Origin of the sequence: Aliinostoc sp. HNIBRCY26 (assembly GCF_050235535.1) — a bacterium.
In the GTDB taxonomy this organism is placed as follows: Bacteria; Cyanobacteriota; Cyanobacteriia; order Cyanobacteriales; family Nostocaceae; genus Trichormus.
Genome location: NZ_CP189852.1, coordinates 7038647 through 7056158 on the forward strand (window position 1 = coordinate 7038647; position 17512 = coordinate 7056158).

At 38.8% G+C, this 17512-nt stretch carries 19 protein-coding genes; 11 read left to right on the forward strand and 8 right to left on the reverse strand.

Annotation, left to right across the window (positions count from 1 at the left end; translation table 11 throughout):
- Positions 1-37: 37 nt before the first annotated feature.
- The 3 genes from ACQFX9_RS29695 to ACQFX9_RS29705 all read left to right on the forward strand — a co-directional run bounded on the left by ACQFX9_RS29695 (position 38) and on the right by ACQFX9_RS29705 (position 3138).
- Positions 38-1204, forward strand: coding sequence for a DUF1822 family protein (locus ACQFX9_RS29695; protein ID WP_427160075.1), 1167 nt, complete (start codon positions 38-40; stop codon positions 1202-1204).
- 71 nt (positions 1205-1275) lie between these two features.
- On the forward strand, positions 1276-1743 hold the full coding sequence (locus ACQFX9_RS29700) for a DUF4870 domain-containing protein (RefSeq protein WP_236140179.1): 468 nt from the start codon (positions 1276-1278) through the stop codon (positions 1741-1743).
- A 279-nt stretch (positions 1744-2022) separates the two neighbouring features.
- The gene (locus ACQFX9_RS29705) at positions 2023-3138 is read left to right on the forward strand and encodes a Gfo/Idh/MocA family protein (protein WP_427160076.1); all 1116 of its coding nucleotides are present in this window, start codon (positions 2023-2025) and stop codon (positions 3136-3138) included.
- On the opposite strand, the gene ACQFX9_RS29710 is transcribed toward ACQFX9_RS29705, so the two are convergent.
- The 3 genes from ACQFX9_RS29710 to ACQFX9_RS29720 form a co-directional block, all read right to left on the reverse strand.
- Positions 3135-3791 carry an NIL domain-containing protein gene (locus tag ACQFX9_RS29710; protein WP_427160077.1) on the reverse strand — a complete coding sequence of 219 codons (657 nt, stop codon included), beginning with the start codon at positions 3789-3791 and terminating at the stop codon, positions 3135-3137. The genes ACQFX9_RS29705 and ACQFX9_RS29710 overlap by 4 nt on opposite strands.
- A gap of 34 nt (positions 3792-3825) precedes the next feature.
- Positions 3826-4068 (reverse strand): DUF7219 family protein, encoded by a 243-nt coding sequence (locus ACQFX9_RS29715; RefSeq protein ID WP_427160078.1) that lies wholly within the window; start codon positions 4066-4068, stop codon positions 3826-3828.
- Between the two features lie 447 nt (positions 4069-4515).
- Positions 4516-5490 carry a carbohydrate kinase family protein gene (locus ACQFX9_RS29720; protein WP_427160079.1) on the reverse strand — a complete coding sequence of 325 codons (975 nt, stop codon included), beginning with the start codon at positions 5488-5490 and terminating at the stop codon, positions 4516-4518.
- 410 nt (positions 5491-5900) lie between these two features.
- Here ACQFX9_RS29720 and ACQFX9_RS29725 point away from each other — a divergent pair, with 410 nt between their 5' ends.
- The 5 genes from ACQFX9_RS29725 (at position 5901) to crtW (ending at position 12051) form a co-directional block, all read left to right on the forward strand.
- A complete protein-coding gene (locus ACQFX9_RS29725) occupies positions 5901-6164 on the forward strand; it encodes a helix-turn-helix domain-containing protein (protein WP_103140383.1) in 264 nt (87 codons plus the stop codon).
- Positions 6165-6707: 543 nt separating this feature from the next.
- On the forward strand, positions 6708-7361 hold the full coding sequence (locus tag ACQFX9_RS29730; RefSeq protein ID WP_427160080.1) for a DUF6391 domain-containing protein: 654 nt from the start codon (positions 6708-6710) through the stop codon (positions 7359-7361).
- A gap of 79 nt (positions 7362-7440) precedes the next feature.
- The gene (locus ACQFX9_RS29735) at positions 7441-8442 is read left to right on the forward strand and encodes a glycosyltransferase (protein WP_427160081.1); all 1002 of its coding nucleotides are present in this window, start codon (positions 7441-7443) and stop codon (positions 8440-8442) included.
- A gap of 443 nt (positions 8443-8885) precedes the next feature.
- A complete protein-coding gene (locus ACQFX9_RS29740; RefSeq protein ID WP_427160082.1) occupies positions 8886-11135 on the forward strand; it encodes a carotenoid oxygenase family protein in 2250 nt (749 codons plus the stop codon).
- Between the two features lie 184 nt (positions 11136-11319).
- Complete coding sequence (gene crtW / locus ACQFX9_RS29745; RefSeq protein ID WP_427160083.1) at positions 11320-12051, forward strand: beta-carotene ketolase CrtW; 732 nt, start codon at positions 11320-11322, stop codon at positions 12049-12051.
- 151 nt (positions 12052-12202) lie between these two features.
- Here crtW and ACQFX9_RS29750 read toward each other — a convergent pair whose 3' ends face one another.
- Complete coding sequence (locus ACQFX9_RS29750; protein WP_427160084.1) at positions 12203-12826, reverse strand: FMN-dependent NADH-azoreductase; 624 nt, start codon at positions 12824-12826, stop codon at positions 12203-12205.
- Positions 12827-12898: 72 nt separating this feature from the next.
- Here ACQFX9_RS29750 and ACQFX9_RS29755 point away from each other — a divergent pair, with 72 nt between their 5' ends.
- Together ACQFX9_RS29755 and ACQFX9_RS29760 are read left to right on the forward strand one after the other, a co-directional pair.
- Positions 12899-13066, forward strand: a complete 168-nt coding sequence (locus tag ACQFX9_RS29755) for a hypothetical protein (protein ID WP_427160085.1) — start codon at positions 12899-12901, stop codon at positions 13064-13066.
- A 257-nt stretch (positions 13067-13323) separates the two neighbouring features.
- Positions 13324-13902, forward strand: a complete 579-nt coding sequence (locus tag ACQFX9_RS29760) for a hypothetical protein (RefSeq protein ID WP_427160086.1) — start codon at positions 13324-13326, stop codon at positions 13900-13902.
- Here ACQFX9_RS29760 and ACQFX9_RS29765 read toward each other — a convergent pair whose 3' ends face one another.
- The 3 genes from ACQFX9_RS29765 to ACQFX9_RS29775 form a co-directional block, all read right to left on the reverse strand.
- Positions 13903-14028 carry a hypothetical protein gene (locus ACQFX9_RS29765; RefSeq protein ID WP_427160087.1) on the reverse strand — a complete coding sequence of 42 codons (126 nt, stop codon included), beginning with the start codon at positions 14026-14028 and terminating at the stop codon, positions 13903-13905. It abuts the gene before it with no gap.
- Between the two features lie 85 nt (positions 14029-14113).
- Positions 14114-14455, reverse strand: coding sequence for a XisI protein (locus tag ACQFX9_RS29770; protein ID WP_427160088.1), 342 nt, complete (start codon positions 14453-14455; stop codon positions 14114-14116).
- Positions 14443-14859 (reverse strand): XisH family protein, encoded by a 417-nt coding sequence (locus ACQFX9_RS29775; RefSeq protein ID WP_427160089.1) that lies wholly within the window; start codon positions 14857-14859, stop codon positions 14443-14445. Before ACQFX9_RS29775 ends, ACQFX9_RS29770 begins: the two co-directional genes overlap by 13 nt.
- Before the next feature lie 430 nt (positions 14860-15289).
- Here ACQFX9_RS29775 and ACQFX9_RS29780 point away from each other — a divergent pair, with 430 nt between their 5' ends.
- Positions 15290-17119 carry an AAA family ATPase gene (locus ACQFX9_RS29780; protein ID WP_427160090.1) on the forward strand — a complete coding sequence of 610 codons (1830 nt, stop codon included), beginning with the start codon at positions 15290-15292 and terminating at the stop codon, positions 17117-17119.
- 38 nt (positions 17120-17157) lie between these two features.
- Here ACQFX9_RS29780 and ACQFX9_RS29785 read toward each other — a convergent pair whose 3' ends face one another.
- On the reverse strand, positions 17158-17493 hold the full coding sequence (locus tag ACQFX9_RS29785) for a XisI protein (RefSeq protein WP_427160091.1): 336 nt from the start codon (positions 17491-17493) through the stop codon (positions 17158-17160).
- Positions 17494-17512 lie beyond the last annotated feature (19 nt).

Genomic DNA, 17512 nt, shown 5'->3' on the forward strand with positions numbered 1-17512 from the left:
ATTTTCAATTTTGAATTGATCCCCCGGAGTATGTACCATGACTGCTAACCCCACCATCTTCACCTTTGCTGACTCAACGGGCTTGATTTTAGAAATCCCTAATCATCGCCAAAATCTTGCTAGTCAGTCATTTTCACATCCTAGTGCTTGGTATCAAGCCTATTTAAATGAAAATTGCTTGAGTGCAGTCTTGCCGTGGTTGCAGGAAGATTTTACACGCCAAGCAAAGGTATGGCCTTATACCAATTCTCTAGCCAGCATTTGGGAACTGGTAAATGGAACTGCCGTAAATACAGACGTATCCAGATTTATCTTAGTTCCCAGTGAAACTATCGACTTAAGTGAATTACGTGTACCCCAAGAGTGGGTAGATTTACCAAGTTGGGTGGGGGATTATTATTTAGCAGTCCAAGTAGATGCGGATGCAGGTTATGTGCGGGTGTGGGGTTACTGTACCCATGCACAATTGAAAACTCAGGGGAAATATGATCCAAGCGATCGCACTTATACTTTAGATGCAAGTGAATTAACTACTGATATGAGTGTGTTATCTGTAGAATTACAATTTTGTTCCCAGACAGCTACACGCACTCAACTAGCAAGTTTACCCAGTCTTCCCGTCACCCAAGCCCAAAACTTAATCACCCGCTTGGGAAATCCCGAAGTCATCACCCCCCGGTTAGCCATCCCTTTTGAATTGTGGGGGGGACTAATGGAACATGGCGGTTGGCGAACCAGCCTCTATGAACGCCGCATCGGCTTACCAGAACAGCGTTCAGTGCTGCAATGGTTGCAAGCTGGGGTTTCCCAGACAGCCGAGGCGATGGGTTGGGGGAGATTGAACTTGCAATTAAGTGCGGCTGGGGCGCGGAGTGTAGAAGGATTACAGCCTGGAATCACATTATCTCGCAGATTAGCGATCGCTGGACAAACCTACGAACTCTCAATTTCCCCCCAAGGCGAAGCGGAAGCACTATCTTGGCGGTTCGAGTTACGCAACGCCACAGTCGGCGCAGTCATCCCTGGCGGCTTTAAACTCCGACTCCTCACCGAAGACTTACAACCATTCCCCAACAATGAAGATATAGCCACAACCGCCGTCGAGCAACTTTTCGTAGAAGTCGCCCTTGAGGCTGGCGAAGGCATAGTTTGGGAAGTTGAACCACTTCCAGAAAATTATGACCGAGAAATTTTAAAATTCTAAGCTGTTGGGGGGCTTTTTTTATTGATAATGTGGATAAACATCATTTCTCTATCCACATGAGATTACGAGCTATGGGAGAAAAACACAACCAACAAATGCGAGTCTGGGCTATGTTGTGTCATCTCTCAGCGTTGTTAGCTTGGATACTATTATTTGGTTTAATTTTAATCGGTATTCCTTTATTTTTACCATTGAACATCGCCGCCCCTCTCATGATTTGGCGACTGAGAAAAATTAAATATCCTTGGGTAGACTTTCAAGGTAGAGAATCATTAAATTTTCAAATTACCTTAACGTTTTATATCGTCGTTGTCATCATGATTTCTCTGTTGCTAGTGCTAGCCAGTTGTGGTATAGCAGTAACCACTAACGGCGAAATTAATCAAGTAGACACAGTTTTAGATAGCTTATTATTTATTTGGATGACCTTTATTATCGCCCTATTTTTAATCCAATTATTCCTAGTCACATTTGCTGCCACCAAAGCATACAACGGCGAACATTACCGCTATCCCTGCACCATGAGAATCTTAAGATAAAACCAATTCGCAATTCGCAATTCGCAATTCGCAATTAATTCAGCCACCCACAAGGGGTGGGGTTTTTACCTACCTTGGGAAACAAAGATTTTTTCGCCCACTAGGGGCGAGGTTTTGAACCTATCTTTTTCCGATAAATTTCCTTTCCTCCTCCTTTGCGCCTACCCTTCGGGAACGGCTTCGCCGAATGCGCCTACTCTACGAGAACGCCTTGCGGCGAATGCGTGAGATAATAATATTTCTATGATACCCAGCATCAATTTCTAACTAGTAGAATTCATGGAACTAAAAAATAAAATAGGTGTAGCAATTGTTGGTACAGGATTCGGTCAAAAAGTCCACATCCCCGCATTGCAAGCCCATCATCGCACCGAAATAACTGCGATTTATCACCGTGATATTAATAAAGCCCAAACCATCGCCGCAGCGAACAATATACCCCAAGCCTGCGACACACTTACAGATATTCTTAATTTACCCACAGTCCAAGCAGTCAGCATTTCCACACCCCCATTTCTACACTACGAAATGGCAAAACAGGTATTACAGGCAGGTAAACATTTACTACTAGAAAAACCTGTAACTTTAAATGTCACCGAAGCTAGAGAACTGTATCAATTAGCCCAACAAAAAAATCTCATCGCCACAGTAGATTTTGAATTTCGTTTTGTTCCTGCTTGGCAATTTTTTGCAGAATTACTAACATCAGATTACGTTGGCAACCCACGCTTAATTAAAATTGATTGGTTGGGTTCATCTCGCGCTGACACTTCCCGCCCTTGGAATTGGTATTCGTCTCAAGAAAAAGGTGGCGGTGCATTGGGTTCTTTGGGTTCTCATGCGTTTGATTATATCTATTGGCTATTTGGTGCAGTCAAAAGATTAAACGCCCATTTAACTACAGCCATTCCCGTACGGGTTGAACCTGCGACTGGAGAATTGAAACCTGTAGAAACTGATGATACCTGTCTCATATCTTTAGAATTAGCTAATGGCACACCTTGCCAAGTTGCTATTAGTGCAGTGGTTCATGCTTCCCGTACCCATTGGGTAGAAGTGTATGGCGATCGCGGTACTCTAGTTATAGGCAGTGACAACCAAAAAGATTACATACATGGGTTTAAAGTTTTGGGTTCTCAACCAGGTAAACCCCTACAAGAAATCGAGATTCCCCCAAAATTTTTATTTCCCCAACACTACGCTGATGGACGCATTTGTGCATTTTTGCGAGTAGTTAATCAATGGGTACAAGGAATTGATACTCAACAGCAAACAATCCCATCTTTAAAAGAAGGTGTGTACTCGCAATTATTAATGGATTTATCCCATCAATCTCATCAAAATTCAACTTGGGTAGATGTGCCAAGTTTAGACGAAACTATTAGTCATATCTAAATCCAAATAATATCTCCATGTAGAGAAGACGCGTCCAACCACAGGGGTAAATTCAGTTCTTTCAAATAATTAAAGCAAGCGAAAAGTTGCTGAGGTTTACCCCATAAATCTAAATCAAACCAACCATCATTTTGCTGATTGGCTGATAGTGATGCAGCAATAATATTGACAGTGATACTGAAGCGAGAAACTAATTCAAAAATCACTGGTGTCTGATAATAATCCTTCAAAATACAGAGTTGTAAGCGCAGGCGATGGGATTGCCCAATATAGTCTCCATAACTTTGGTAAATAGGAGTACCTGTAGTCATGGTAAATGGCGAAGACTTTTGTTGATTAATCTGGGATGGAGAGTCAGGAAACTCTTGATAACTCAACTTATGTTGTACATTACCAGCAATACCCAGTTCAATTAAATCGACTCCCAAATTTTGTAAATACAGCAGACTATTACAAATCTTTTCGGAATTTCCTTGCAGTTCTAAGTCAAACCAACCGTAATTTTCATCTGCTGCCAACATTGCTGCTTTAATATTTACAGTCACACCATAGCGTGATATTAACCGCGAAATTATCGGTTGTTGTCGATAATGTTGGGGTATCCGAATCCGACTATCTACAGGGGTGGTTGGGGATGATTTATGACTGAACATAGAAATATTCAATATAAATATGCGTTTTTAGTTCTTATTTAATGTTTAAAACTTGTCTAGCGACTTTAAGTTTTTTCCAAAGCGATTTGATTTGTTTATAAGCATCATCTAAAGATATTTTCCCTCCAGTTTGTAAGCTACATATATAGTTAACTCTTTGAGAAAAATCTTGCAGTTGATGGTTGAAACTTATGTATTCAGGACTAACTTGGCCATAATAAGGACTACGATTATATAAAAATTCATTGAGTTCGTTTGTCGAAGATTTTTGTTCCATAAATATGCACTCTCCTCATAATGAACGAGTGAAGTTGGAAATAAATTAGTAGATGGATATATATACCCATCTACTACTAGTAATAGTTAGGAGACAACCGCACAGGAATACTTTAATGTCAAATACAAAGGAGCTTAAATTACAGTAATTTGATTGGATTACCGTAGATTAAAGGCACTCTCAAAGTATTGCACAGATAAGCGAGTAAATCAATACCTTAAAGAAAAAATACTGTAAGTCGATACACTTACAGTATTTGTAGATAATTTATTGAACAATCAACCAATTTTGGATTTTAGATTTGTGATAGCGTAGCGTTAACGACGTAGGAGCATCTTTTGGATTAACCCCGACTACATTAAGCGTAGCGGGACGAAGTCTGGGTACGGAGCTTGTGTCCAAAAAATCTAAAATCTAAAATCTAAAATCTAAAATTCGGAGGGTTAACTATTTCCTATCCTTAAGAAAAGATTCAACTTCAGCCGGAGTAGGTTGAGAAGCGATCGCACCTGGTTTAGTAGTAGTCAATGCACCTACAGCACTGGCGTAAGTAATAATACTTTTGACGGTATCGGCATCACCAAGGCTATGGATACCTTTTTGAGTGAGTTGATGGATAAATCCTGCTAAAAAGCTATCACCCGCGCCAGTAGTATCAGCTACAGGAACGTCAAAAGCAGGTAATTTACCTTCATTTTCTCCTAAGCAATAGGCGCAACCATGTTCACCGTCTGTCACCAGTACCCCTTCAATCGAGCCTAGACGGTAAGTGATTGCACCAGGGTCAGCAGTATCAAATAGCCATTCTGCTTCTTCCTTGGAGAGTTTTAGGAAATCGACGCGTTTAAATGTATCGTTGATTTTTTGGCGTGCGATATTTTCATCTTGCCAAAATACCGGCCGCCAATTGACATCTAGCACAATCTTTAAATCATACTGTTCAGCCAGTGCTAAAGCGCGATTGATGGCTTTTTCACTTTCAGGATAGGCTAATTCCAAAGTACCTAAAACAAGAAACTCTGCATCTCGAAACAGTGACTCTGGTAATTGCTTGGCTTGTAAGCGTGTGTCAGCGAATTCTGAAGTGTCATATTTACCAAAGCCAGCAAAAGTGCGATCGCCAGTCAAACTTCTTACCACATAAACTTGGCGTGTTGGCGCACTAGGATGACGTTGTATACCCGTTGTCTCTACACCTACTTCTTGTAGTAGCTGCACTAGTGCATTACCTGGTTCGTCTTCTCCCACACAACCCACAAATCCAGTAGGAGTTCCCAGCTTCACCAAAGCACAGGCCACATTCGCTGGCGCGCCACCAGGGTAAGGAGTCCATGATTGCACTTCTTCCAGCTTTAGCCCTAACTGATCAGCTAAACAATCAAATAAAATTTCACCAAGGCACAAAACACGGGGACTACTCATCTCAATCTTAGCCTTACAAAAGGACTGCAATCTCATTCTAGATTTTCGCCGTGTTCTTGCTAAAAGTGATTGGGTATTGGGGACTGGGGACTGGGGAAATCTTAACTAGTAACATCAAATTCAAAATTCTATTCCCTGTTCCTTATCAATAAATAATCAGTATAATCAGTAACATTATGCTGTTTCTTCTACGTATTCACAGACAAGGATAATGCAGTATTTTTAATTAAAAAAGTAGTGATATTTAATATAAGTGCTGTAGAATTGGCGAAATTATCGTCAAACTCAAAAAGGAAAAAAATATTGTCAATCGTATTGCAGCTAACACTTGAAATGCCTACAGCCAAAAGAATCTTCTAGAATTAAGAAGAGTGATTAAGTACATATACCAAGGGAGGATAGAAAAGCTCATGGCTGGTGGCGAGTCTCAGACCCCTGTTAGTCTGTCAGACAGAGAACTGCAAATTATCGACTTAGTGGCCGCTGGCTTAACTAACCAAGAAATTGCAGCGAAACTGGAAATTAGCAAGCGCACAGTTGATAACCATATCAGCAACATTCTCGACAAAACCCGAACTGAAAACCGAGTGGCTCTTGTTCGCTGGGCTTTACAGTGGGGTAAGGTCTGCTTGAATGATGTCAATTGTTGTCCTCTACCAACCCCAGACGAATAAACCAATTGCAGACGCTCTCAAGTGCATCTAGCATGGCAATTAATTTCGTCTGGTGTACAGCAAAGCTGATTTTGACTGCTTATTGTTTTCTCCTCACGCAATATTTTGTGAATCTCTAGCGCAAGTCTCACACAAGTCAAAATCTAGCAGAAGGTAAAACTTGGCTGTTTAGTTATTGTGGGTGGCTATTTTCCCCCGTTGGTACAGTTTTGTAACTAACTGTACTAACGGGTAACTTTGCCATACCAAAATTTATTCGGTGTGTAAGAGTGTAGGGGTTTAGGGACTTCCAGAAAATAAATTATCCAAGTTTCTGCAAGAAGACATCATGATTTTTCCCCCTGCCCCCTGCCTGTCCTCTGCCTACACAGTGATAGTTCTCCTCTATAATCTTGCTGGTGTGTAGTCGCGTGAGTGGGAGGCTTTGAATTGTCAAAAGATATTGAGACAATCATCAACAAAAATTAGCAACAATCCTTTGCCTCAGACGCTACATTGGTAAGAAATCTATATTGCTCCATCATTTTGAGGAGCGGTGTTTTTATGAATACTTCTGCTTCTTCTGTTGGTAGTTCGTCTCCCTTTGATTTTTTTAGTTTTGATTTTACAACCCCTCAACCCAGACAAGATGCTGATTTACTCCAGCAGCTATCTTTTGTCCCTGGGTTGAAAGAGATTTTAATGCTGCGTCAAGTCCATGCTTTAGAACACGCTACGGTTTGGGTGTTAAGCGAAGTCAAAAATACTCATTCTCCGACTGGGAGACCAAGCAAAATTCAAATTGATGATGAGTTATTGGGTGGGTTATCCACAGACCAAGGGTTTTATCTCTATGGTGAGGTGAATATCAGTGATTTGCGTCGCGCAGTAACTCTGGCTCTGCACCGCCTGACTCACGGCGAATGGGATTTGGCTGTACATCCCCGTTGCGGGACAAATTTGTCGGTAGCGATGTTATTGACTGCTAGCCTAGCGGTGGGCGTAAATTTGATGTTACCATTCCGACCGATAGAGCAATTGATTGGGTTAGGCTTGGCAGCAACTACAGCCTCAGAACTTGCTCCTGACTTGGGTGCGATCGCTCAAAAATATCTTACCACTGCTATTCCCTTTAACTTAGCTGTAGAAAATATTACAATCTCCCGTGATATGTGGGGTCGTCAAGGTCATTTTGTCAAAGTAAACTGGCGAGAGTAGGAAAAAGGTAAAAGGAAAAAGGCAAAAGGCAAAAGTAAGAGGTAAAAGATAGAAGGTAACGGAATATTGAATTAGTGTAATGCGAAAACTTTACTTTTTAGTTCCTGGAACTGGGGGCAAATTTGCTTGTGGTGGGTTGTGGGCAGAGTTGAAAGCGTTTAAACTGGCTCAACAAGTCTGTATTGCTGAAGTGGTGACTTATCGCCAACGGGAAGCAGATAAACCCTTTTTAGATGACTTGCTACAAGAGTCAAATTTAGATAACGCTATTTTTGTGATTAGCTGGGGATTTGATATCGCTCCATTAGCAAAAAAACTCCAGCAACACAATGTTGTTTATCACGCCCATAGTGCAGGTTATAAATTTAGTTTACCTGCTAGTATCCCGATTATTACTGTCAGCCGGAATACCTTGGGATATTGGGGACAAAAAGCACCTAATTCTTTGATTTATTACTTACCAAATGAAATTAGTTACGAATTTAAAAACTTGCACTTAGAACGAGATATTGATGTTTTAGTGCAAGCTAGAAAATCTTCAGAATATTTACTCAAACAACTGATTCCGGCTTTACAACAAAAATCTCAAGTCCAGGTGGTTGATTCCTATGTAGAAGATTTACCAGGACTATTTAATCGAGCTAAAGTTTATCTTTATGACTCGGCGGAATATTGGGCGCAACAGAATGTTAGTGAAGGTTTTGGGTTGCAACCAATGGAAGCAATGGCTTGTGGTTGTCAGGTCTTTTCTAGTATTAACGGTGGACTTTCAGATTATTTAGACCCTGGATTTAATTGCTATAAAATAGCTGGATATTCTCAAGAATATGATGTAGATAGAATTTTAAAGGTGATAAATGCGGCTATATCACCTAATTTATCTGAGGAATTTTTCGCCGAGTACCGACCAGAAAATATTATTAAGCGTTGGCAAGTAATTCTTGAGGAATTAAACGCGTTTTTCGACCATAAGAAAAATTATCCTGGCAACATTCCCAGTTTAACTAGAGGACGTTTATTTAATCTATCTATCCAGAAGATTAGAAATAAATTTCGCAAAAAATATTTTCAGGGTTTATAAATATCACTGTACCAATACTTGCTTGAATACTGATCGGCTGTGGATGTTTATTCATTTATCAGTCGATTTTTAGTTTCTCTCACTAAACTCGACTTTATCCATGTTTTAGGGATGCGATCGCACTGTGTTTAAATCGATATGTGGTAGTAGTTTTGCTTTTGCGATTTCACCGTGAACCAGTGACATGGAATAAATTTATATATAAATCCATTATCAGTCAATTTAATTTTATTTAAATATTTAATAAATAAATCATTAACTGTCTTAACTGTCTTAACTGCCTTAACTGTTCTTGCACCCATATTAAATTACTGATATACACTAAATCACTGAAAGTTTTCTCAAAATCGTTTTTGTAAAAATATTAACCTAACTTTTGTTAGCTGATATTTTTCTAGCGTTTTGTAAAGTAGTATTTCATAAATTTAGCAAGGAAATAATCAATGTCATATAAAGTTACAGGCAAAGTTTATGAGGCTGAAACTGGTTTAGGAATACCTCATCTAATTATTCAAGCTTTTGATAAGGATCTACTTAAGAATGATAGTTTAGGGGAAACAATAACAGATAGCCAAGGCAAATTTGAGATCAATTACACCGAAAAAGACTTCAAAGAATTGTTTGAAGGTGAACCAGATGTATATATTGTGATTAAAACAGGCGATCGCATTAATACTTTATATAACGGCGAAAAGAATATTCGTCATGGAGCCAAGCGGCATGAACACTTTGAAGTAGGGATTCCTAAATCAGCTTTGGTTAACCAAATCAAAGATGATCAACAACTGTTAAAAGTTCTCTTTGGTGTTGCTTGGTTAGATGGAGTTCTCGAACCAGGAGAAAAACTATATCTACAGCAAGTAGCACATCAAAAACGACTAGCAGACGATCCAGAAATCCAAACTTTATTAGCAGGAAAACCAGTCGAGCCACAGGAAGCTTACGCCTATTTACAAGCATATTTAGGGACTAATCCTAGTGATGAAGATTATGATGAACTCTGTCAATCACTAGAAACACTAGTCGCTCTCGATTCTGTAGTCGAAGGTGTTGAAACGGAATTTTTAGCAAGCATACCCAAAAGAGAAGCTCGTCAAGTCGCTCTCAAGCAACGCCTAGCAGGTGCTTTTCTCGACTCTCAATTTATGGCGAAGGTGGCTAAACCACAACTTAAAACTAGCCAAGCAGTACAGAAAAAAGGCTTTTTAGCAGAAATACCTTTCAACGTCATTAATAAGTTAGTTGACACAATTGAACCTCCAGTAATGAGAGGATTACAAACTACTTTATCTAGGTCATTTTTACAAGATAACTTTGCTCCAGTCCAAGAAGAAATTACCGCCGATAATTTACCAGTAATTGGTCAAATTCCTCAAGAATTATCAGGCCTATTTTTACGTATTTCGCCTAATCCTCAATTTTACCCCGTTGGGCTGTATCACTGGTTTGATGGTGATGGGATGTTACATGGGGTAAATATCAAAAATGGTCAAGCTAGTTATCGTAATCGCTATGTTCAGACTGAGACGCTGAAAATTGAGAAGAAAGAGGGGAAAGCAATCTGGCCAGGTTTACTGAATATCCCCAGATTTGATTCTCCCTATGGAATTATGATGAAAAATTCTGCCAATACATCTGTAATTTGGCACGCTGGGAAACTATTGACTTTGTTTGAAGCAGGATTACCCCATCAGATTCGAGTTCCAGATTTAGAAACCGTTGGTACTTACACTTTCAAAGATAAACTCACCTGTTCTTTTACAGCGCATCCTAAAATAGATCCCGTCACGGGAGAAATGGTATTTTTCGGCTGTTCTTACATAACTCCGCCTTACCTCTACTACGGTGTAGTCACAGCAGAAGGTGAAATTAATCGCATTGAGGCGATAGATTTACCAAGTCCCATCATGATGCACGACTTTGCCATCACCGAACATTACTCAGTATTCCTAGATTTACCCTTTCTCTTCCAAATCGGAAAAGTGATGAAAGGCGAAATTCCTCTACATTTTGATAGGAACAAAAAAAGTCGTATTGGTATTATTCCACGTCATGGTAACAACAAATCTATACGCTGGTTCGAGATACCAACTTGTATGGTTTATCATACCGCAAATGCTTACGAAGAAGGGGACGATATAGTTCTGTTAGGTCTGCGGATGCCTTCCACTAATCTGTTAATCCCTAGTGACTCTACAGAAATGGGACAGAGTTCTGATTGTGAAATAGCCAAAATGTGTTGCTGGCGGATTAACCTCAAAACAGGAGCTGTCACTGAAAAATTACTTGATGATCAAATTACGGAATTTCCCCGCATCAATGATAATTTCATAGGGCGCAAAATGCGTTATATTTATGCCGGACAAGCTGCAATTTATGCTGGTAGACCCCTGTTCGATTGTGTGAGAAAATATGATTTAGAAAAAGAGACAGCTGAAAGCTATTTCTTTGGCAGAGGGCGTTTTGGCGGTGAATGTGTATTTGCGCCTCGTCCTGGAGCGACTGTTGAAGATGATGGTTGGGTGATTACTTATATTCACGATACGATCGCCAACAAGTCAGAATTGCTAATTCTCAATGCACAAAATATCACCTCCGAGCCTGTAGCACGGGTTATGCTCCCTCAGCGTGTACCCTATGGTTTCCACTGTGGCTGGGTTTCTGAGGAACAAATGGCAAGTCAGAAAATTTGATGTAACTTAGAGGATGTTCCATCTCATCACCTGCTTTCTACACCTGTAAAAGAGGGGGAAAGCAGGTGAATTCGATAAACAGAGTTTATTTACTAAATTGCTATGAGTCTCCCATTGTTTTTTGTACTCAGTATTAGACCTGAATCCTGACATTAAGTTTAATAAAATATCTCCACTAACAAGAATGACAAACTTTGATATAAATAGCAGAATAACAAATACTAGTAACGGAATTTTTATTGCTTGCCTTATTTTAGGATTGTGGTCAACAAGTCTAATTATATTATTGTCTTTAGATATTGCTAAAACTCAAATTCTATTCATCGCTTTAGCCGTAATTTGGCAGACATTTTTATATACAGGATTATTTATTACTGCTCATGATGCCATGCACGGTGTAGTTTTTCCTCGAAATCCCAAAGTCAACAATTGGATAGGTAGAATATGTGTGTTATTCTACGCTCTATTTTCTTATCAAGAGCTATTAAGAAAGCATTGCTTACATCACCGCTATTCCAGCACTGAAGATGATCCTGATTTTTACGAGAATCAATACCAAAACTTTTTTGCCTGGTATTTTAACTTTGTAAAATCCTACTGGAGTTGGCAACAACATCTGGGATTGATATGTGCATATATTGTTCCTAGATACATTTTTCAGATATCTGATGCTAATTTAATTGTATTTTGGGTAATACCATCTATTTTTAGTTCAATACAGTTATTTTATTTCGGCACATTCCTACCCCACAGAAGACTTGAGGAAGGATATACCAGTGTACATCAGACAAGAAGTATTCCATTACCTACTTTTTGGTCATTTATAGCTTGTTACCATTTTGGCTATCATAAAGAACATCATGAACATCCGAATGTTCCTTGGTGGAGATTACCTGATATTTATAAAGGGAACTAAGTAGCCGTCATGAACTGGGTACACCAGAACGCATGACGGCTACTTAGATAAAGTTAGGACTTACGCAAAAAGATGATTTCTTGAGAATGGGTGTAATTTTGTAGGGTTATAAGGGTTTTGAACATCCATAAGCGTAAGTCAACTATAAAGACTACCAATTAACGACAGCTTGCGCGATCGCATCTTTAGCTGCTATCAAGGATTGTTGACGCGCATCATCCCCCATGCTCAAATTCTCAGCGTGGATAAAAGTCACATCTGTTAAACCGATGAAACCTAAAATGGCGCGGAGATAGGGTTCTTGATAATCATAGGGTGCAAAGGGTGTTCCTGGAGAAAATGCACCACCACGAGAGGTAATAACTAAGACCTTTTTGCTACTAGGAATTAAACCTTGATAACCATTTTCGTCTACGGCAAAAGTACGCCCAACACGGACAATTTGATCAATGTAGGCTTTGAGAGTGGAGGGAATATTTAAGTTATACATCGGTACACCAAAAACACAGCGATCGGCCGTGAGAATTTCATCAATGAGGCCATCAGATAGCTGAATAGCTTGATTTAACTCTGGAGTACGTGCATCTGGGGGTGTAAAAGCAGCCGCAATCCAAGATTCATCAACATGGGGGACAGGATTACGTCCTAAATCTCGGTAGGTGATGGTATCACCAGGATGAGCATTTTTCCAAGCGGCAACAAATTCATGGGATAGTGTGCGTGAAATGGAACGTTCGCCACGGGGACTAGTATCAATGTGGAGGATATTCGCCATAACAAATTACTCTAAATTTAGGAATTAGATGTGGGTTTTCGCACATTAGCTTCGCAATACCACTAATTAGTCTTGCTGGTTATTCAGGATAACAGTTTACAAGTTAAGGTAGCAATATTAACGGAGACTGGGGAAGGTCAAATCAACCCTATGCTGTTAATTTTTTGGCTGATTAATGGGATGATTTATGTTTCGCGCAAAGACGCAAAGGCGCAAAAAATTGGTAGTTTACTTGGATAGAAAAGCTTAATTCATCCCGCATTTATGCAACGCCAATTTTTTCATCGTGTTAGGGACATCAGCCCATTGTGAATTGGTAGGGTTTGCGGTTTTCAACTAGACAGAAAAAATTACTTTATGAAATTTTTATACTAACTTCGTATTTTCCCTGTTTACGCAAAGATTTCATCAAAATTTTGAGATCCATCTCCGAAAAATTACGAATTCATTTTATTAGTTGGGTATATAGCTATAGACCTTAGAAGCTACCCAACGCCATGAAGCGATCGCATCTTGTTAAATTGACGATGATAGTTTTCTTTTCTCTCGGCAGTGTCGGTGTTGTCGGTGGTAGTTTCTTTCTCAGAAAGGCGTTTAGTAGCAGTAACCAAAGTCAAGTCATCACCGACGTATCGCGTTATCAAGAAATTCGCCAGCAACTGTGGCAAAATCAAGACGCGATTAAGCATTTCCCCGCAGAAATACCGAAAGACACCAAGAATTTACGTATTGCCTATTCTCCTGGTGTGTCTCAAGCTAGTATCTTCTTTCAAGCTAGACTCAAACAATCACCCGCAGAAATTCAAAAATTACAGCAACATTACAGACAACTAGCTAAACATCAATATCGCGGTGGTAACAGTAACGACCATACAACCTTTCCCAATGGTGTACCAACAACTTTTTTCTACACCAGTGACTCTGGCGGTGATTCATTTCCCCCTACCTATGAAATATTAGTCTTAAATGCTCAAGATAAAGGTACACCTGGATTTAAGTGGAATCACGGTAATAGTTACGGTGTAGCTATTGATAACACATCTTCAGAAATTATTTATTGGTCAGAAGAGTGGTAGTCAATGAAGAGGACAAGGGGCAGGGAGCAGAGGGATACAATTGTACAGGCGATCGCACTCCGTATTTCCAAAAGCGATCGCTGATTCTATGATGACACGGTTAGCGATCGTACTCCATAATTCCAAACGCGATACCTACTCTACGAGACGCTGCGCCTAGCGTGCTTCCCCTCCAGGTATGCGATCGCCTGTATAAAAAACTAGCAATTGATTAAGCTGTTGCAAAATCTGTAAATTTCCTCACATCGGGGGGATGAAAAGCAAGCACAATATCATTATTAGGTACACCCAATCTTATTAATTCAGGTGCTATTCCTTCTTCTGTATAATCTTCCTCTATATAAATTTTTTCATTCTTAATTCTAATATGTACATGAGTATATTTAAGTCTTTTACTACCTTGCCAATCTACGGTCAACCAAAGATAATGATCGTGAATTTCATCAAATACTAAACAAGTTTCTGAATGCGTATCAGGCGATTGGCGAGATAAATTATCATATTCAGCCAATACCTGTTTAATTAACTTCCGATACTCTACTACTTTGTCCATAAAGTAATTTCCTCTCTTTCATTGTTAAAGACAATCAGTTTAATTTGATGAAGTTCTACAACTGCTTGAACAGATTTTCGTTGAAAGAAGGTCTCAAATATTGTATCTCTGATTGCCAGATATATCTCATAGTTTTTATTTGCTAATTGTAAAATGTCACGGTATAAAATATATTGACCCAAAGCATTTTGAAAATCTTTCATCAAAGAAGGGCTAATAAAACTCTTTATTTCAATAACTATTCTCCGTCCTGCTTGTTCAGCCAATAAAGTTTTTTCCGCCAATAAATCAGCATAAAGTTCAGCATCTTCATACTGCAAAAAATAAGGATCAGCCGTAATTATCCAGCCGTCTTTAATTAAGGCATTTTTAACAGCATCATGGTAAATGTCCTTAGCTGGCATTTTATTCTATTGATATAGGCTAGATAAATTATACTAATTGTGCAGGCGATCGCACTCCACATTTCCAAAAGCGATCGCCTGATGATCATAACGAGCGATCGCACTCCACAATCCCAAACGCGATCGCTGATTCTATGATTGCACAGTAGGCGATCGCCTGTTTGTCATTATGAGCGATCGCACTTCGCATTTCCAAAAGCGAATACTGATTCTAAAATTACACGGTAAGCTGTGCTAATACCTGTATACAAATATGCTCATCTATAATCCGCAACTTTTTGAAAGATATTTCCCGTAGAAAAATTTGGAATATCTGTATGTATTGCGTAACTAAAAATACTCACTTCTTGCATCATTATTACTTTTTTATACTAAAATTCTTACTAGAAAATATCTTTTTAATAATTACTAAATCATTTTTTGAGGGTAAATGGCTGTTTTAGTACCAGATTTAGAAGAAATCAATAGCTTGCCTCAAAAGCCAACAGAAGGAGAAATCCATTTAATGAAGGCTTTACTTCAAATTCTTGATGATGATTGGACAGTATATTTTCAACCTCACTTAAACGGTCTAAGACCAGATATTGTAATTTTTTGTGAAGATGCAGGTATAGGAATTTTTGAAGTAAAAGATTGGGATTTAAATGCTTACAATATTATTCAGGATAATAATGGTAGTTATGACTGGCAGGTTCGAGCTAGAGATACAGGAAGATGGATTACTATAAGTAAAGACGATTACTGCCCAATTAAGCAAGCAGAAAAGTATCGTGATTCTATATTTAAATATGAGATACCAATTCTAGGAGCTGAACGACTCTTAAATCAAAAAGTTCATAGTCTGATTCAACCCTTTGTATATTTCCACAAACATAAAACCGCAGATGTGAGGAAGCGACTTCAGCATATATTAGACAGGTACTCTAATGTTTTTGGATACGACTATACAGATTCAAAACTCTTACGGACAATGCTAGAAAAATGCTATCTTCGTCACGGTTCTAAGTTTACACCACTAATGAAAAGGAATGGTATTGCTGACCGACTACGAAATGCACTAGCATACCCAAAACACGGTAGCACAGACATTAAAAGTTTATTAGTGACTTTTAATAAAAAACAGGAAGATTTACTACCTAACAATACTGGATGTCGTAGAGTTTTTGGTGCTGCTGGAGGTGGTAAAACACTTGTCTTGGTTCACAAAGCAGTTAATGCTGCCAAACAAGGAAAAAAAGTTTTGTTAGTATGTTTTAATATTACGATGGCAAACAACCTTCGTGATTTAGTGACACGTTTAGCTCGTCATTACGGGCCACATTACCACCGCTATATCGAAGTTGGTCATTTTCATCGTTTTTTTCCAAAAGAGACTGCGGAGATCGATAACCGGAGTCTAAAAGAACCAATTGATGTGGTGCTTATTGACGAAGGACAGGATTTTGAGCGTTCATGGATTGAGATATTACAGAAAATAACTGCACCTAATTATCACCTGATGTTTTGTGAAGATGATCGGCAAAACATTTATAGGAAGAATGTCAATAATAGGGGAGCAATTCCAGGTATCAAAGGTCGTCCCAATCTTCTGAATGAGTCTTATCGAATTCCTGAACAAACAGCTAGACTTGCTAATGCTCTATCTACTTGGGCTAAACAAGAGGGTGAGTCGGGAACTGTCAAGTCTATCAAATCTGTTCAAGGTAATCTTTTTGTACGTAATATTTGGTTTGATGGCACAAAGAAGCAGGTACTAGAAGCCATCAAGGAAGATGTTAGTAATCTCATTCATGATAGAAACGTAGCTCGTGCAGATATTGCCATTTTAGTATGTACTGTTGAGGATGGATGGCAAATTTGCAAAGCTTTAGATGAACTCTCATTGCCTTATCAGCAAAATTTTGAGTCTCAGGAAGAAAATCAAATAATTTATCGTTTATATAGCAATAACTATGAAGAATTTGAGAGAAAAAGGGATGAACTAAGGCGTGGTTATAAAGCCGGTTTTTGGATGCAAGGAGGTAAGATTAAAGTATGTACAATACATAGTTTTAAAGGATGGGAATTAAGTAATATTCTTGTATTTTTTAATCCCGAAGAAGAGCAACATGAAGCTAAAGTACCACTCCTCTATACAGCTATTACTAGAAGTCAAGAATATTTAACAATTTATAATTCTGATTCAGATTTAACATCATTTGGAAAATTTGCCATATCAGAACTTTATATAGAACCTCATCCTAGTCAATGTAAACGTTAATATTCATAAATCTCTCTTAGGAATTTTCCAAACATCTCTTAACTAACTGCATATTCTGTAAACTGCCTCATAAAAGGAGACTGAAAACCTAATACAATATCTTCCTTGGGAACTCCCGCAGCTACCAAATTAGCAGCAATATCATCCTCAGTACCATTCCATTGCAGCCAAATCTTGCTACCTTTAATGTCGATGTGGATAATACAACTGTGTACCCAATTTTGACCTTCCCAGCCTACATGAACTATTTGATAATGGTCGCGTTCTTTATCAAAAATTGTTTCAACCTCTATATTTCCGTAAGCTGGTTTTTGCTCACTATATTCCCGTAATATTTGTGGTACAATCTGGCGATACCGAGTTAATTTATCCATTGGAAAATCACCTCTGGCT

Bases quoted from the DNA above. Each gene is read 5' to 3' on its own strand.
- ACQFX9_RS29710 (WP_427160077.1), bottom strand. From the start codon at position 3,791: ATGTTCAGTCATAAATCATCCCCAACCACCCCTGTAGATAGTCGGATT.
- ACQFX9_RS29770 (WP_427160088.1), bottom strand. From the start codon at position 14,455: ATGGACAAAGTAGTAGAGTATCGGAAGTTAATTAAACAGGTATTGGCT.
- ACQFX9_RS29720 (WP_427160079.1), bottom strand. From the start codon at position 5,490: ATGAGTAGTCCCCGTGTTTTGTGCCTTGGTGAAATTTTATTTGATTGT.
- ACQFX9_RS29700 (WP_236140179.1), top strand. From the start codon at position 1,276: ATGGGAGAAAAACACAACCAACAAATGCGAGTCTGGGCTATGTTGTGT.
- ACQFX9_RS29725 (WP_103140383.1), top strand. From the start codon at position 5,901: ATGGCTGGTGGCGAGTCTCAGACCCCTGTTAGTCTGTCAGACAGAGAA.
- crtW (WP_427160083.1), top strand. From the start codon at position 11,320: ATGACAAACTTTGATATAAATAGCAGAATAACAAATACTAGTAACGGA.
- ACQFX9_RS29705 (WP_427160076.1), top strand. From the start codon at position 2,023: ATGGAACTAAAAAATAAAATAGGTGTAGCAATTGTTGGTACAGGATTC.
- ACQFX9_RS29750 (WP_427160084.1), bottom strand. From the start codon at position 12,826: ATGGCGAATATCCTCCACATTGATACTAGTCCCCGTGGCGAACGTTCC.
- ACQFX9_RS29785 (WP_427160091.1), bottom strand. From the start codon at position 17,493: ATGGATAAATTAACTCGGTATCGCCAGATTGTACCACAAATATTACGG.
- ACQFX9_RS29730 (WP_427160080.1), top strand. From the start codon at position 6,708: ATGAATACTTCTGCTTCTTCTGTTGGTAGTTCGTCTCCCTTTGATTTT.
- ACQFX9_RS29715 (WP_427160078.1), bottom strand. From the start codon at position 4,068: ATGGAACAAAAATCTTCGACAAACGAACTCAATGAATTTTTATATAAT.
- ACQFX9_RS29780 (WP_427160090.1), top strand. From the start codon at position 15,290: ATGGCTGTTTTAGTACCAGATTTAGAAGAAATCAATAGCTTGCCTCAA.
- ACQFX9_RS29735 (WP_427160081.1), top strand. From the start codon at position 7,441: ATGCGAAAACTTTACTTTTTAGTTCCTGGAACTGGGGGCAAATTTGCT.
- ACQFX9_RS29695 (WP_427160075.1), top strand. From the start codon at position 38: ATGACTGCTAACCCCACCATCTTCACCTTTGCTGACTCAACGGGCTTG.
- ACQFX9_RS29760 (WP_427160086.1), top strand. From the start codon at position 13,324: ATGAAGCGATCGCATCTTGTTAAATTGACGATGATAGTTTTCTTTTCT.
- ACQFX9_RS29775 (WP_427160089.1), bottom strand. From the start codon at position 14,859: ATGCCAGCTAAGGACATTTACCATGATGCTGTTAAAAATGCCTTAATT.
- ACQFX9_RS29740 (WP_427160082.1), top strand. From the start codon at position 8,886: ATGTCATATAAAGTTACAGGCAAAGTTTATGAGGCTGAAACTGGTTTA.